The organism is Micromonospora sp. CA-246542 (assembly GCF_050942905.1).
Lineage (GTDB): Bacteria > Actinomycetota > Actinomycetes > Mycobacteriales > Micromonosporaceae > Micromonospora.
Genome location: NZ_CP192040.1, coordinates 6113163 through 6128445, shown reverse-complemented (window position 1 = coordinate 6128445; position 15283 = coordinate 6113163). Strand labels below are relative to the sequence as shown.

Sequence of the window (15283 nt, the reverse complement as noted above, 5' to 3'; positions counted from 1 at the left end):
GTCCGGGTTCAGCCGGCGCTTCTTGCTCAACACGGCGAACGCCTCGGCCGCACCGACACGCTTAATCATCCCGCAGGCGCTTCGGTCGGAGGCCGCTGCGTCGACGGTGGTGCCGACCGGCCTTTCATCCTATCTATGCTGCGGCTTTTGTCGGCATTGATGGAATTACAGGCCTCGGCACAAGATAGATGAGTCCGAATCCTTGACTCAGTGCCCATGTTGCCGGTTAATCACATCTACGTGTCGGCCGTGTTCACCCTCCCGGGTGACCGACGCCCTGGCGGACCGTCGAATCGATTCGACTACCGCCAGCAGTGAAGCCTGGACGCGGAGTTGCAAGGCTGTCGGGTGAGTCACAGGAGGTTGCCGTGCATCGTACGAACGTCCGCTGGGGTGGCCGATTGTCGGCGTCGGCCAGAGGGCTGGCCGCGGCCGTGGCGCTCGCCCTGCCCCTGACGCTGGGTGGCCTGACCCTGGCGACTCCCGAGTCGGCCCTGGCCGTGCCGGTCGCGACGCAGAGTGTCGCGGCCGCCGGAGTTGACGGTGTGGCGGCCGGTAACGGTGCGATCGTCTCGGTCGATCTGAGCGGGACGTGGAGCTTCACGCCCTCGGGTCGGGGAACGACGTCGATCACGGTGCCCGGTGGCGGTTGGTACAAGCAGGGCTTCACCGACGTGAACGAGGCGGTGTACTCGCGCAGCATCACGGTGCCGGACTCGGGGCAGCCGCAGTCGACCTGGATCGAGTTCGGCGCCGTCAACCACCAGGCGACGCTGTCGGTCGACGGCCGGGTGGTGGCGACCCAGACGACGGCGTTCACCCCGTCGAACTTCGACATCAGTAGCTACGCCGCGCCGGGCACCACCCACACGATCAGTGTGCAGGTGAAGGGCCGCGGTGCGTTGCGGTCGTCCGACGGCAAGTACCTGGTCCCCATCGCGGCCGACTGGTCCGAGGCGGTACCGCAGGGCATCTACCGGTCCGCGTCCCTGCGGGTGTACCCGGCGGTGTACGTCAGCGACGCCTTCGTCCGTACCTCGGTGGCGAACCGCACCCTCAGCTACGACGTGTCGGTGACCAACTCATCGGCCGCGACCAGAACGGTCACCCTGGGCGGGTCGATCACGTCCGACGGCGCGGGCTCTTTCAGCTACCCACAGTTGCCGCAGCAGAGCGTGACGGTGGCGGCACGTTCGACGGCGAAGGTCACGGTGGGCCCCGTGGCGTGGGACCTCGGCCCCACCTCGTACTGGTGGCCCAACGTGCCGTACCGGTCCGGGTACCGGGCCCAACTGCACCGCCTGGCGATCCACGCCACCGCTGACGACGGCCGCACCAGTGACGCCACGTACCGCTTCGGGTTCCGGGAGAGCACGCAGAACGGCGAGTACTACTACCTCAACGGCGTGCGGGTGAACTTCCGTGGCGACAGCCTGCAGGGCGCCGACTACGACCGGGTCAACAACGGCGGGAAGGGCGACGCGTACGACACTCTGCCCGGCTTCCTGCCGCCGTCGTCCGGCAACGGCGGCTGGCCGCAGGCGGTGGACAACTACCAGCGTCTCAACTACAACGTGGTACGCATGCACATGGAACCGGCCAGCCCGTTCATGCTCGACGTGGCCGACGAGATGGGCCTGATGGTCATCGACGAGACCGCCATCCGCAGTGGTTCCCAGGACTTCGTGTCCGGACGCACCAACATGGTGGCCCACGCCCGTGCGCTGACCCTGCGCGACCGCAACCATCCGGCGATCATCCGCTGGAGCCAGATCAACGAGCCCACCTCCAACAGCAACGACTCGCAGCAGTTCGAGCAGGACCTGTACGCGGCGATGAACGGCAACGATGGCACCCGGCCGATCAGCATCGACGCCGGCATTGGCGGGGACTCGCCCAGCCGGTACCCGGCCATGAACTACCCCAACTTCGCCATCTTCGCGCACTACCTGGACGGCGTCGGCCGCTACGGCGAGGCACTGAACCGCAATTCCGGGCGTCCGGACGGCGAAGGCGAGTACATCTGGCCCGCCTGCAGCACCAAGCAGGGCTTCACGTGGTTCGCCACCGCGACCGCTGCCAAGCGCGGCAAGGACGCCAGCGACCTGCGTCCGTACACGCTGCTCTCTGCCTGGGCCAGCGTCGTGCCCGGCGTGCGAACCACCGACTTCACCACGGAGGAGAACAGACGCCCGATCTACGGCGTCGACAACCTGCCCGACCCGTGGAGCAACCCGCAGATCCAGCGCGTGCAGGCGGCGTTCAACCCAGTGGCCGCGATCGACCTCCCCTACTGGTCCGCCTCCGGCAACTCGGACTCGAACGGCAACTTCCCGCTGGCGCAGGCCGTGCCCAGCTACGCCCGCAACGCCACGGTGACCCGCACCATCACCGTGTTCAACGACGACCTCACCAACACCTCGGTGGACTTCACCTGGACCGCCCGGCTCGACAGCCCCACCGGCGCGGTCGTCGCGTCCGGCAGCACCACCCTGACCGTCCCACTCGGCTCACGGGTCACCCAACCGGTGACCTTCACCGCCCCCGCCACCGGCAGCCGCGTGTACCTGCAACTGTCGACCGCCAAGTCCGGCAGCACCGTCTTCACCGACTCGGTCGAATACCTCAACCTCAGTGGAAGCGGCGGCGGAACCGGGCCCGCAGCAGGCACCTACCGCATCGTCAACCGCAACAGCGGCAAGCCCCTCGCCATCGCCGGCAACTCCACCGCCGACGGCGCCAAGGCCGTCCAGCAAAGCGGCACCCCCACCTGGACGATCAGCACCACCCAGGACGCCTACACCCTGCGCTACACCGCCTCCGGAAAGATGCTCGACGTCAACGCCGGCAGCACCACGCAGGGCCTGCAACTGCAACAGTGGTCGGCCAACGGCGGCACCAACCAGTCGTGGTACCTGCGGCCCACCGGCGACGGCTACTACACCATCGTCAGCCAGGCCAGCGGACTGGCGGCCGACGTCTACGCCGCCTCGACCAACGACGGGGCGCAGGTCGTGCAGTGGACCGCCAACAACGGGACCAACCAACAGTGGCAGTTCGTGCGCGCCTGACCAGCGCCAGAGGCGGTTGACAAGTCCGACCGGCGGTGACCAGCTGACGATGTGGTGACGTCTACTCGGGCACGGATTCCCGTGCCCGAGTAGACCATGGCCCGCTCTCGATAGAATAGACAAATCAGTACCGCACGGCAGCCTGCATCGGGCCCTCGCCTCATTCGGCTGAAGGACCCCGCCGGCGTCTACAGCAACCTCCGGAAGATCATCGGCAACAACCTGGGCTTCCGGTCGCTGATGAAAGCGCGTTTCGGCGCTCATTGCAGGCGGCCCGGCACTTCAGCGCCCACGGGCTGGAGGGCAGGGGCTGATTGGGTTTGTCGACCATGAGCCTAAATTCCGGCGACGTGGGCAGCCGACTTGCTCGCCTGATAGTGCGGACGCCACCGGCGACGCGCAGACGGCGACGTCGCCACCGCCAACGTAACGGCCGGAGTTGCAACCTCCATGTCCGTGCCGGGACCGCCGATTGCAGGGCTGAACGGTCCGCACGCAGTCCGCAGAGTCCGCGCCAAGTCCGCAGGATGACCAGTAATGACCAAGGATGATCAACGTTGTCCAACACGTATACGAGCAGCTCAGAGGGCTATCGCGCTGATCAGTGCTGCTAGGCGCTCAGCCCTCAGAAGCTCCGCTTCAACGTCTGGCCCCGGTCAGGTCGAGGTCTCGTCCTGCCTCAGTTGAAGGGCAGGTCTGGCGACAGGGACCGGTACCAGAGGCAGGGGGCGCAGCAGAGGAGCACGACGAGCGCCACGATGGCGAGCAGAGTGATCCCGCTGAGACTGCCGATGGCGAACAGGCTCCTGAGCGCGTTCCTTCCGCGGCCTGCTCCATCGTCGTCCCTGGCCACGATGCCCCCATGATCGGCAGTGTTGGTGGCGACAATGTAGCTGTAGGGCCTTGCATGCGCGGTGGCGGCGTCAGGGGCGTAGCTCCCTTAGCAGGGCGTCGACGCGACCCTTGATGTCGTCGCGGACCTCGCGGACGACGTCGATGGATTGCCCGGCCGGGTCGGTGAGCTTCCAGTCCTCGTAGCGTTTGCCCGGGAAGACCGGGCAGGCGTCGCCGCAGCCCATGGTGACGATGACGTCGCTGGCTTCGGCGGCGTCCCAGGTGAGTCGGACCGGGGTCTGGTCGGTGATGTCGATGCCGACCTCGCGCATGGCGTCGACGGCGACCGGGTTGATCGTCTCGGCGGGCTCGCTGCCGGCGCTGCGGACCTCGACGGTGTCGCCGGCGAGGTGGCGGAGCCAGCCGGCGGCCATCTGTGAGCGGCCGGCGTTGTGCACGCACACGAACAGGACGCTGGGGTTGTCGCTCATCGGGCCTCTGTCTCCTCGGGGAGGTGGGGTACGAGAACATCGTCGGCGGCGTCTCCGGCGTGGGGGTACCACGCGGCGAGCGCGGCGACGCCGACCAGGCCGCCGACGAGTTGGGCGGCCACGAAGCCGGGCACCGAGGTGGGGGCGATGCCGGCGAAGGTGTCGGTGAAGGCCCGGCCGATGGTGACGGCGGGGTTCGCGAACGACGTGGACGAGGTGAACCAGTAGGCCGCGCCGATGTAGGCGCCCACGGCGGCCGGGGCGGCCGTGGTGCGGTCGGAGCGGGCGAGGGCGAAGACGAGGACGACCAGTCCGGCGGTGGCGATCACCTCGGCCAGCCACAGGTTTCCCCCGGCCCGTTCGGTACGGGACCAGGCGACAGCCGGCAGGTTGAACATCAGGTCAGCCAGCACCGCGCCGGTGACGGCTCCGCCGGTCTGGGCGGCGGTGTAGGCGGCGAGGTCCCGACCGGTGAGGCCGGTGCCGGCGCGCCGGCCGAGCCACCAGTCCACGGCGGAGACGACCGGATTGAAGTGTGCCCCGGACACCGGACCGAACGTCAGGATCAGCGCACCCAACGCGAGGGCGGTGGCGATCGCGTTTTCCAACAGTTGGAGGCCGACGTCGGTGGGGGAGAGCCGGGCGGCGGCGATCCCGGAGCCGACCACGGCGGCGACCAGCAGGGCGGTGCCGGCGAACTCCGCCGATGCCCGCCGGGCCAGGGTGAGGCTCACGTGGCGGCAGCCGGGGCGGCGGAGATGTCCAGCAGCGCGCCGAGCTGGCGGAACGCCTCCGGCTTGACCCGGTACCAGACCCAGGTGCCGCGCCGCTCCGAGTCGACCAAGCCAGCCTCGCGCAACAGCTTGAGGTGGTGGGAGATGGTGGGCCCGGACAGGTCGAATGCCGGCGTCAAGTCACAGACGCAGATCTCGGGGACCGACGCGATCATCGACATCAGCCGCAGCCGGACCGGGTCGCCCAGGGCCTTGAACAGCGGCGCGACCACCGCTGCCTGATCGGCGTCCATCGGGCGGGCCGCGATCGGGGAGCAGCAGGCGACCGCGTTGAGGTCCACCACCGGCAGCTCTTGTTTCGACATTTCTCTAGCTTGACAGACTTCAAAACAGGGTGCAACGTAGGCCTTGATTCGATAAACATCTAGGCAAGGAGATGATCGTGTCCCGTGTTCAGCTCGCCCTGCGCGTGTCCGACCTCGAAGGCTCCGTGGCCTTCTACTCGAAGCTGTTCGGCGTCGAACCGGCCAAGCGCCGGCCCGGCTATGCCAACTTCGCCGTCGAGAACCCGCCGCTGAAGCTCGTCCTCATCGAGGGCGAGGCCGACCAACCCACCGCGCTGGACCACCTGGGTGTCGAGGTGTTCAGCACCGACGACGTCACCGCCGCCACCAGGCGCCTCACCGACTCCGGCCTGATCACGCTGGAGGAGAACGACACCGAGTGCTGCTACGCCCTGCAGGACAAGGTCTGGGTCCGCGGCCCGGGCGACGAGCGCTGGGAGGTCTACACCGTGAAGGCCGACGCCGACACGCTCGGCAAGGTGACCGACGCCGAGCCGGTGGCCAGCGGAGTCGGCTCGCGCTGCTGCTGACGGCAGATCTCCGTTCCCGGCTTCCTGAATGTCGGGGTGTCCGGCCGATTGGGACACCCCGACATCCAGGAGCCGGGGGATGATGTGGACAGCGGCAGCAAGAGGACGGTGGGATCGATGGTGCTCAGCTCGTCGTTCGGTACGGCGGCGTCCGCGTACGCCCGACATCGCCCGGACTACGCGCAGGCCGCTGCGCGGTGGGCGCTCGAGTTCGCGCCCGGCCCGCGAGTACTCGACCTCGGCGCCGGCACCGGCAAACTCTCCGCCACGCTGATCGCGCTCGGCGTCGACGTCGTGGCGGTGGAGCCCGATCCGGCGATGCGCGCCGAGCTCGGCCGCGCGCTGCCGACCGTACGGGCCCTCGCGGGTAGCGCGGAGGCGATCCCCCTGCCGGACGCGTCCGTCGACGCGGTGCTGGCCGGCAACGCCCTGCACTGGTTCGACATGGCCGTCGCCGGGCCGGAGATCGCCCGGGTCCTGAAGCCCGGCGGCGTCCTGGCCGGCCTGTGGAACATCCTGGACGACCGGGTCGCCTGGGTCGCCGCACTCGAACGGGTCAGTGGAAGCGCGACCATCGGCCCACGTGACACGTTGAGCAGTTGGCGTGCGGCGACGGCGGACCTGCTCGCTCCGAGCGGCGGGGTCGCCGGCCGGTTCGGTACGCCCGAGCAGGCCGAGTTCCCCCACGGGCAGCGCCGGAGCGCCGACTCCCTGGTCGGGACGCTCGCCACCCGGGCCGGGTTGCTGGTCATGCCGGGGCCGGAGCGGACGGCCACGCTCGACCGGATCCGCGAGTTCCTCGCCGGAAGGCCCGAGACCGCCGAGGGTGACTTCACCCTGCCCATGCTGACCGGCGTCCTTCGCGCCCGCCGACTCTGACAGCCGTCGTAGGGCTGCACGGGTTTATCGATCCGGCGCCACGCCTTCGGCCGACCTGTCGCCGCTGCTGAATACACTCCTCGACCGTGACGCCTCAGGATCTACGACGGTTCGGCTTCCCCTACCTGGTGCTGTGGTTCGCGATCTTCGGTGCCGGCACCCTCGTCGGTGACGACCTGATGGTCATGCTGGTCGATGTCATGTCCGGCGCCTGGCTGCCGCTGGTCGTCGTGGCGAGTTGGCTGCCGTTCGGGTCGTTCATCCTCTTCCTCGCTGCGGACTCGGCACGGCTCGACGCGCCGCCGATGCGGCAGCCCTGGCTCACCCCGATAGCGCTGTCCGGCCTCGTGCTGGCGGGCCAGGTGCCCACCATCCTGCGCAAGGAACGGCGTTCCTCGGACGCCTACCGGCTGGCCGCCCACACTCCCGTTGGCGAGGCGCTGGCCTCCGGGCTGGTCGGTGCGTTCGGTGCCGCCATGGTCTGGACGTTGCTGTTCCTCACCGCCAGGTGGCTGCACGGCAGGATCAGCGGCCAGCGCGTGCCGTTCAGGGACAACACCTGGGGAATGCGGCCTCGGAGCAGGCGGGTCTTCGCGACGGGCGCCGCCGCGTCGGTGCTGATCGGCCTGGGGCTCGCGCTCGCCATGTGAGTGACATGGCCGCGAGCTGGACCGGCGCGGCACTCCGACCGGGCCTCCTGCGCTCCGCCGCAGCATCGCGAGCCCTGCGGCGGCCAGCCCGAGCGCCAGAATCGCCGTACCGCAGAGGAGCAGCGTCGGGCGGGGACCGATCGCGCCGGCCAGCGGGCCGCCGAGCATGGTGCCCAGAGGCACCGCGAGCACAAGCACAGCGCTGTTCGCCGCGAGTACGGCGGGCAGCTGCCCGGTCGACACGCTGCGCTGGAACAGCGCCATCGACGTAGACATGTACGGCGCCCAGATCAGGCCCGCCAGGGCGAACGCGGGCAGGGACAGGACGACTGGCGCTCCCAGACCGAGCGGCAGCATCGCCGCGCCGAACCCGATGACGATCCCGATGATCGTCGCGCGCAGCGGCCAGTGCCGGAGGTGGCCGGCGAGCACACCGCCGAGGAGGCCGCCGATGCCGAAGGCGGTGTAGTACGCGCCGAGCAGCGTCGCGGAACCTCGCAGGTCGTCGGTGATGTGCAGCGGCATGGCGACGTACACCGGGCCGAACAGGAAGAAGAACGCGACGCTCAGCACCAGCAGGCCCAGCAGTGTGGGCTGACGGCGGATGAACGCGAAGCCGGCGGTACGGGAGGCGCTGCGCTCGTACCCAGGGATCGTCCTGGTGGTGGGCAGCGCGAGCCGATAGGTGAGCGCAAGCACCGCGAAGGTGGCGGCGTCGACGGCGATGACCCACACCGGCCCCACCCAGCCGATCAGGATGCCGGCCAGCGGTGGGCCGACGACGGTGGCGAAGCCGGAGATGGTGGTGAGCACCGCGTTCGCCGGCAGGTGGTGTCGCCGGGGCAGCAACTCGGCGATCAGGGTGAACCGCCCGGCCGAACCCCAGGAGTGCAGGAGGGCGGACGCGGCGAGCAGGAGGACGTACAGCTCGACCGTCAGCATGCCGGCCAGGTGGGCGATCGGGATCGCGGCGAGCGCTGCGGCGCGCAGGATCGCGTCCCACCCGGCGAGCTGGGCGCCGCCGCGCCCGCCCAGCAGCCGACCGAAGGCCACCGTTCCGACAGCGCTGGGAAGGGTGTACGCGGCCACGGCGACCGCGATCCAGAGACCGCGCTGACCGGTCGGTGCGAGCTGGATGGCCAGCCAGGTCACCGCGACCACCGCCATGCCATCGCCGAGAGCGGACACGGCCAACCCGGGTAGTACGCGTCGCAGCAAGGGATGACTGACCACCGGCCAGTACGGCGAGGTACGCGGAGAACGAGGCATGAGAGCAGTCGACCGGGCATCGACGCCAGCGGCCAGCCGGGGCTGCTGTCAGCAGATTCAGCCAAGTGCGCAATGCGCTCGGTTCGGGTGTCGGGATCGACTCGGGTCCCCGGTGGACGGCCACCGCGGACCCGAGTCGACCGACCGTTACCGCACCCGGTAGACGGAGATGTGTGACGGACTCTCCGCCGTGAACGGCTGCCGGTGCCAGTCGGCGTACCGCTCGGTGAGCGCAAGGCCCGCCTGCCGCGCCATCTCGTCGATCTGGTGCGGCCACGCGTACCGCATCGCGAACGGCTTCAGGTGCACGCCGTTGCCGTCGAAGGTGATGGTCTGGCGGATGAAGCGCTGCGCCGGCCGGTCGTACCGGTGCACTCGGATCGTCACGGAGTCCTCGGTCACCTCGCGGACCTGCAACTGCTCGTCCGCGTCGAAACCGCTCGGGTCGGGGACGAACGTCTCGATGACGAACGCCCCGCCGGGCGACAGCACCCGGGCGACGTTGCGGAACAGGTCCGCCTGCCGCTCGGCGTCCACCAGGTTGAACAGCGTGTTGAAGACCAGGTACGCCAGGCGGAACGGGCCCTGCACGCCCACGTCCGCCATGTCACCGACGACCGTGGGGATCTGGTCGCCACCGGGCTTGGCCCGCATCAGCGCCAGCATCTCCTCGGACGCCTCGATGCCGTGCACGCTGAGGCCGCGTTCGACCAGTGGCAGTGCGACCCGGCCGGTGCCGATCGCCAGTTCCAGGACCGGACCGCCGTCGGCCAGATCGGCCAGGAAGTCCACGGCGGGAGCCGGGTCAGGGTTGCCAGGGCTGTCGTATCCGGCAGCCCACAGCCGGCCGAAGAGGCCGGGATCGTCGAAGACCGACATCAGCGGCCTCCGCGGTTGTGCTCAGTGACGCGCGTCCTCTGCGGAGCAGTTCTGCTCACGAAGCCTCGTTTCCTCAAGTCGGATGACGTTCGGTCGGGGGGACTTCGTCGTGTTGGGCATGGCACTGCTCCCTTCGGGCGGCTGTGCACCGAGGACACCAGAGACGCCGGGAGCCCGGCAAGGCATTTACGCCCGCCGGGCTCCCGGTCGGAAAGATCGTCAGGAGATGTGGTGCAGGATCACGTTGTGCACGTGGTGGCTCTTCTGCGCGCCGCGGAACTCCACCTCGTACGTGTGCGTGCCGACGTGGATCGCGATCGCGCCGGTGGAGAAGAACGACCCACCCCAGGACTTGTTGCTGACCACGCTCACGCTGGTGATCTTCGAGTACGGGATGCTGGTGATCGCATACCGCTTACCGACGAAGGAGCGGTCCTGGATGATCACGCGCCGGTCGGTCAGCCCGATGAAGCCGGTGCCGGTGCCGACGGCGTCGTAGACGGCGATGATCTGCTCGCCGTCGAGCAGCCCACTCTCGATCTGCTGGACCTGCTCTTTGCGGTCGTACGCGATGTTCGCCATACGATCCAGGCTAGAAAACCGGTGCCAACGCGCCGGCTCGTCAGGACTCGGTGACCGCCCGGTAGGCGTCCTCGATACGGGCGGCCAGCAGGACCTCGCCCTCGGTCAGGGGCTCACCGTTGCCATGCCCCACCCGGATCAGGGTGCTGTCGGACCGGCGGCTTATCTCGGGACGCAGGTGCAGGGCGTCCGCCACGACCTTGACCCGTTCAGTCAGGGCCGCGTGTTGGGTATCGTCGATCACCAGCGTGCGCCGGATCTGTTCACCGTCCCGCGTCCAACCAGATAGCAAGGTCAACGCGTCGGAAAGGTAGTCGTGTTTGGCTCGGCTGCTGAACAGCACGCGCATTACCGCACCCCCCAAGCGCCGTTGCCGGCTTGTGGCCAAATCGTCGCCATCCCGTGTCTTGTCGGTGCCTCCTAGTCTGTCGTCGCTCGGTAGGGGTGTCCACGCCCACACTTCCGTGTTCTATTGGCCTAGCGGACGGTGTCGGTACCCAAACCGCCGATTGATCTGGCACCCTGGACGCCCGTGCAGACCGAACGGGCTAATGATGGCGGGCAGGCCCAGCGACGGGACCTGAAGGTGATCGTGGGAGCGGCGATCATCCGGGACGGACGGGTGCTCGCCTGCGCGCGCTCCGCCCCGCCGGAGGTGGCGGGCATGTGGGAGTTCCCTGGTGGGAAGGTCGAGCCGGGGGAGGGCGAGACCGAGGCGCTGATCCGGGAGTGCGCCGAGGAGCTGGCCGTACGCGTCGAGATCGGTGCTCGGGTCGGCCGCAACGTCCGAATGGCCCATGGCCGGTCGGTGCTGAAGGTGTACGCCGCCCGCCTGCTCCACGGTGACGAGCCGCAGGCGCTGGAGCACCAGGCGCTGCGCTGGCTGACCGTCGACGAACTGGACTCGGTCACCTGGCTCCCCGCCGACGCCCCCATCGTGGCCGCCCTACGCCCCCACCTGAAAACCCCCTAACCCCACCGGCCCCCGGCCCCCGGTCCGCGCCGGCCCTCGGCCCCCGGGTCCGCCCCCGCCCCCGTTGATCATGAAGTTATTGCCACGACTCGCCGGCGGGAAGCGCAATAACTTCATGATCAACGGGGCGAAGGGTGGGGGTTGGGTGGGTGGGGGAATGGGGGCGGGGGCTGTCGGCATCGCCGACAGCCCCCGTATCCGGTGGTCCTGCTAGTGCTTGTCGTCCTGGTCCGGGTGCGCGAAGTTGAGGTGCTCCGGAGGCAGCGGGAAGGTCACGTCGTCACCGAAGGGCGACGGCGCGGCGGGCCGGTCGAAGGTGAGCTCGGTCAGCGGCAGGCGACCCCGGTCGTCGACCGCTGGCGCGGTCGGGTGGGGCACCTCGCGATCCCAGTTGACGCCGCTCTGCGCCTGCGCCTCGGCCTGCGGGTCGTGCGAGCCGCCAGCGTGCGAGTGCACGCCACCTCGGCTCGTACCCGGCAGGTTCGCCGAGCCCTGACGGGCGGTGGTCACGCTGGTCTGGGGCGTCTCGCCCCGACGGAAGATCTTGCTACCAAGCCACACAAGGGGATCGTACCTGCGGTCGACGACCCGTTCCTTCATGGGGATGATCCCGTTGTCGGTGATCTTGATGTGCTCGGGGCAGACCTCGGTGCAGCACTTGGTGATGTTGCAGAAACCGAGGCCCTGTTCCGCCTGCGCGTACTCCTTGCGGTCGGTCCGGGCGTCCAGCGGGTGCATGTCCAGCTCGGCCGCCCGGATGAAGTACCGCGGCCCGGAGAACGCCTGCTTGTTCTCCTCGTGGTCACGGATCACGTGGCAGACCGTCTGGCACAGGAAGCACTCGATGCACTTGCGGAACTCCTGCGAGCGCTCGACGTCGACCTGCTGCATCCGGTAGTCACCCGGCGCGACGTCCGCCGGCGGGGCGAACGCCGGCGTCTCCCGCGCCTTCTCGTAGTTGAACGAGACGTCGGTGACCAGGTCCCGGATGACCGGGAAGGTCCGCAGCGGGGTGACCGTGACCGTCTCGTCGTCGCCGAAGGTCGACATCCGGGTCATGCAGCCCAGCCGCGGCTTGCCGTTGATCTCCATGGAGCAGGAGCCGCACTTGCCGGCCTTGCAGTTCCACCGGCAGGCCAGGTCGGGCGCGTCGGTCGCCTGCAGGCGGTGGATGACGTCGAGGACGACCTCGCCCTCGTTCACCTCCACCATGTAGTCCTGCAGGTCGCCGCCGGTCTCGTCGCCCCGCCAGATCCGGAACTGACGCTTCGCGCTCATCGGTTGTCCGCCTCTCCAGCGTCGGCGACGAGGGCGTCGAAGTCGGTGAGCTCCTCGTCGGTGAGGTACTTGGCCAGCTCCGCCCGGTCGAAGAGGCCGATCAACTCCGGTCGCATCGTCGGCAACGGCTTGCGGGTCAGCTGCACGGTGTCACCGTCGAGCGCGCAGACCAGGTTGACCTGCCGCCACTTCGGCTCCATCGCCGGGAAGTCCTCGCGGGTGTGCCCGCCGCGCGACTCCTGCCGCTCCAGCGCCGCCTTCGCGGTGCACTCCGAGACCACGAGCATGTTGCGCAGGTCCAGGGCGAGGTGCCAGCCCGGGTTGTAGCGCCGACCACCGGCCGCGCTCACCTTGGCCACCCGCTCGCGCAGCTCCGCGAGGCGGACCAGCGCGTCGGCCAGCTCACCCTCGCGCCGGATGATGCCGACCAGATCCCCCATGACCGCCTGGAGGTCCTGCTGGAGGGTGTACGGGCTCTCGCCGGTGTCGCGCTGAAGCGGGGCGAGGGCGGTCTCCACGGCGGCCTCGACGGCGTCGACTGCCACCTTCGGTCGGGCGGACAGCCCGTCGGCGTAGCTGGCCGCGTGCCCACCCGCCCGCTTGCCGAAGACCAGCAGGTCGGACAGGGAGTTGCCGCCGAGCCGGTTGGAGCCGTGCATGCCGCCGGACACCTCACCGGCGGCGAACAGTCCGCGTACGTGGCCGAAGGCGGCGCCCGAGTCCGGGTCCACCTCGACGCCGCCCATCACGTAGTGGCAGGTCGGCCCGACCTCCATCGGTTCGGCGGTGATGTCGACGTCGGCCAGCTCCTTGAACTGGTGGTACATCGAGGGCAGCCGCCGGCGGATCTCGTCGGCCGAGCGCCGGCTCGCGATGTCCAGGAAGACACCGCCGGCGGGGGAGCCCCGACCGGCCTTGACCTCGCTGTTGATCGCTCGGGCCACCTCGTCGCGGGGCAGCAGTTCCGGTGGACGCCGGTTGTTGTCCGGGTCGGTGTACCAGCGGTCCGCCTCCTCCTCGGTCTCCGCGTACTGCTTGCGGAAGACGTCGGGGACGTAGTCGAACATGAACCGCTTGCCCTCGGAGTTCTTGAGGACACCACCGTCGCCACGGACCGACTCGGTGACCAGGATGCCCTTCACCGAGGGCGGCCAGACCATGCCGGTCGGGTGGAACTGGAGGAACTCCATGTTGATCAGCGTTGCCCCGGCGCGCAGCGCCAGCGCGTGGCCGTCCCCGGTGTACTCCCAGGAGTTCGAGGTGACCTTGTAGGAGCGTCCGACACCGCCGGTGGCCAGTACCACCGCCGGCGCCTCGAAGAGGATGAACTCGCCGGACTCGCGGTAGTAGCCGAACGCACCCGCTACCCGGTCGCCGTCGAGCAACAACTCGGTGATTGTCGTCTCGGAGAAGACCCTGATCCGGGCGTCGTACGAGCCGAACTCGCGCTTGTCCTCCTGTTGCAGCGAGACGATCTTCTGCTGGAGGGTACGGATCAGTTCCAGGCCGGTCCGATCGCCGACGTGCGCCAGTCGGGGGTACTCGTGCCCACCGAAGTTGCGCTGGGAGATCTTGCCGTCCTTCGTACGGTCGAAGAGCGCGCCGTACGTCTCCAGCTCCCAGATCCGCTGCGGCGACTCCTTCGCGTGCAGCTCGGCCATCCGGAAGTTGTTGAGGAACTTGCCGCCGCGCATGGTGTCGCGGAAGTGCACCTGCCAGTTGTCACGGCTGTTCACGTTGCCCATCGCGGCGGCGGCGCCGCCCTCGGCCATCACCGTGTGCGCCTTGCCGAACAGCGACTTCGAGATGATCGCCGTCTTCTTGCCGGCGAGGCGGGCCTCGATGGCCGCGCGCAGGCCGGCGCCGCCGGCCCCGATGACGACGACGTCGTAGTGGTGTCGTTCGATACGAGTGGTAGTGGTCATGTCAGGGGCCCTTTAGTTGATGAACCGCAGGTCGTTGAACCAGCCGGCGGACAGCGCCATCACGTAGAAGTCGGTCAGCGCGAGGGTGCCGAGGGTGATCCAGGCGAGCTGCATGTGCCGGACGTTCAACGCCGAGACGAAGGTCCACGCGCGGTAGCGCACCGGGTGCTTGGAGAAGTGCTTGAGCCGGCCGCCGATGATGTGCCGGCAGGAGTGGCAGGAGATCGTGTACGCCCAGAGCATGACCACATTGAGCAGCAGGACGAGGTTGCCCAGCCCGAAGCCGAAGCCCTTGGGTGAGTGGAACGCGAGGATCGCGTCCCAAGTGTTGATCAGCGAGATGATCGCGGCGGCGTAGAAGAAGTAGCGGTGCAGGTTCTGACCGAGCAGCGGGAAACGGGTCTCCCCGCCGTACTCCTTGTGACCGTCCGGGACGGCGCAGGCCGGCGGCGACAGCCAGAAGGACCGGTAGTACGCCTTGCGGTAGTAGTAGCAGGTGAGCCGGAACAGCAGCAGGAACGGCAGGGTCAGCGCGGCGTCCGGGATGATCCACCAGCCGGGCAGGAACCGGCCGAAGTGCGAGGCCTGCTCGACACACCGGTCGGTCACGCACGGGGAGTAGAACGGGGTCAGGTAGTGGAACTGGTCCACCCAGTACCACTTGTGCATGAACACCCGGACCGTCGCGTACGCCACCCAGGCGCCGAGCCCGATCACCGTGATCAGCGGGGCGAACCACCATCGGTCGGTACGCAACGTCTTCGCCGTGATGGCGGCGCGCGCCCGCGCCCCCCGCGGCCTCGTTGCCGTTGAAGTCATTCGAGTCGTCTCCTCGACGGGCCCG

At 68.9% G+C, this 15283-nt stretch carries 13 protein-coding genes and 1 pseudogene; 4 read left to right on the top strand and 10 right to left on the bottom strand.

The features are described 5' to 3' along the window. Positions 1-368: 368 nt before the first annotated feature. A complete protein-coding gene (locus ACQP0N_RS28415; protein WP_433115394.1) occupies positions 369-3071 on the top strand; it encodes an RICIN domain-containing protein in 2703 nt (900 codons plus the stop codon). 923 nt (positions 3072-3994) lie between these two features. Here ACQP0N_RS28415 and ACQP0N_RS28410 read toward each other — a convergent pair. From ACQP0N_RS28410 to ACQP0N_RS28400, 3 genes are read right to left on the bottom strand one after another with little or no spacing between them, the layout of a single operon-like run. Next, positions 3995-4396: an arsenate reductase ArsC gene (locus ACQP0N_RS28410; RefSeq protein WP_433115392.1), complete on the bottom strand. Its 402-nt coding sequence runs from the start codon at positions 4394-4396 to the stop codon at positions 3995-3997. Next, positions 4393-5130 (bottom strand): aquaporin, encoded by a 738-nt coding sequence (locus ACQP0N_RS28405; protein WP_433115390.1) that lies wholly within the window; start codon positions 5128-5130, stop codon positions 4393-4395. The genes ACQP0N_RS28410 and ACQP0N_RS28405 overlap by 4 nt, the downstream gene beginning before the upstream one ends. After that, the gene (locus tag ACQP0N_RS28400; RefSeq protein ID WP_433115388.1) at positions 5127-5495 is read right to left on the bottom strand and encodes an ArsR/SmtB family transcription factor; all 369 of its coding nucleotides are present in this window, start codon (positions 5493-5495) and stop codon (positions 5127-5129) included. The genes ACQP0N_RS28405 and ACQP0N_RS28400 overlap by 4 nt, the downstream gene beginning before the upstream one ends. A gap of 77 nt (positions 5496-5572) precedes the next feature. On the opposite strand from ACQP0N_RS28400, the gene ACQP0N_RS28395 reads away from it, so the two are divergent. Continuing rightward, positions 5573-6004, top strand: a complete 432-nt coding sequence (locus ACQP0N_RS28395) for an ArsI/CadI family heavy metal resistance metalloenzyme (RefSeq protein WP_433115386.1) — start codon at positions 5573-5575, stop codon at positions 6002-6004. A gap of 117 nt (positions 6005-6121) precedes the next feature. Further along, positions 6122-6883 (top strand): class I SAM-dependent methyltransferase, encoded by a 762-nt coding sequence (locus ACQP0N_RS28390; RefSeq protein ID WP_433115385.1) that lies wholly within the window; start codon positions 6122-6124, stop codon positions 6881-6883. A gap of 698 nt (positions 6884-7581) precedes the next feature. Here the strand turns inward: ACQP0N_RS28390 and ACQP0N_RS28385 are convergent. From ACQP0N_RS28385 to ACQP0N_RS28370, 4 genes and pseudogenes are all read right to left on the bottom strand, one after another. Then, positions 7582-8802, bottom strand: a pseudogene (locus tag ACQP0N_RS28385) (MFS transporter); the annotation flags it as partial. 147 nt (positions 8803-8949) lie between these two features. Beyond that, positions 8950-9681 (bottom strand): class I SAM-dependent methyltransferase, encoded by a 732-nt coding sequence (locus ACQP0N_RS28380; RefSeq protein WP_433115383.1) that lies wholly within the window; start codon positions 9679-9681, stop codon positions 8950-8952. 219 nt (positions 9682-9900) lie between these two features. Beyond that, positions 9901-10263, bottom strand: coding sequence for a PH domain-containing protein (locus ACQP0N_RS28375; RefSeq protein ID WP_355050625.1), 363 nt, complete (start codon positions 10261-10263; stop codon positions 9901-9903). 40 nt (positions 10264-10303) lie between these two features. Further along, entirely contained in the window at positions 10304-10612 is a 309-nt protein-coding gene (locus ACQP0N_RS28370) for a 4a-hydroxytetrahydrobiopterin dehydratase (RefSeq protein ID WP_355050624.1), read from the bottom strand. Between the two features lie 183 nt (positions 10613-10795). Here ACQP0N_RS28370 and ACQP0N_RS28365 point away from each other — a divergent pair, with 183 nt between their 5' ends. Next, a complete protein-coding gene (locus ACQP0N_RS28365; RefSeq protein ID WP_433115381.1) occupies positions 10796-11236 on the top strand; it encodes a (deoxy)nucleoside triphosphate pyrophosphohydrolase in 441 nt (146 codons plus the stop codon). 210 nt (positions 11237-11446) lie between these two features. On the opposite strand, the gene ACQP0N_RS28360 is transcribed toward ACQP0N_RS28365, so the two are convergent. From ACQP0N_RS28360 to ACQP0N_RS28350, 3 genes are read right to left on the bottom strand one after another with little or no spacing between them, the layout of a single operon-like run. Continuing rightward, the gene (locus tag ACQP0N_RS28360; protein WP_396804774.1) at positions 11447-12514 is read right to left on the bottom strand and encodes a succinate dehydrogenase/fumarate reductase iron-sulfur subunit; all 1068 of its coding nucleotides are present in this window, start codon (positions 12512-12514) and stop codon (positions 11447-11449) included. Next, entirely contained in the window at positions 12511-14439 is a 1929-nt protein-coding gene (locus ACQP0N_RS28355; RefSeq protein ID WP_355050621.1) for a fumarate reductase/succinate dehydrogenase flavoprotein subunit, read from the bottom strand. The genes ACQP0N_RS28360 and ACQP0N_RS28355 overlap by 4 nt, the downstream gene beginning before the upstream one ends. A gap of 12 nt (positions 14440-14451) precedes the next feature. Continuing rightward, positions 14452-15258 carry a hypothetical protein gene (locus tag ACQP0N_RS28350; RefSeq protein WP_355050620.1) on the bottom strand — a complete coding sequence of 269 codons (807 nt, stop codon included), beginning with the start codon at positions 15256-15258 and terminating at the stop codon, positions 14452-14454. Positions 15259-15283 lie beyond the last annotated feature (25 nt).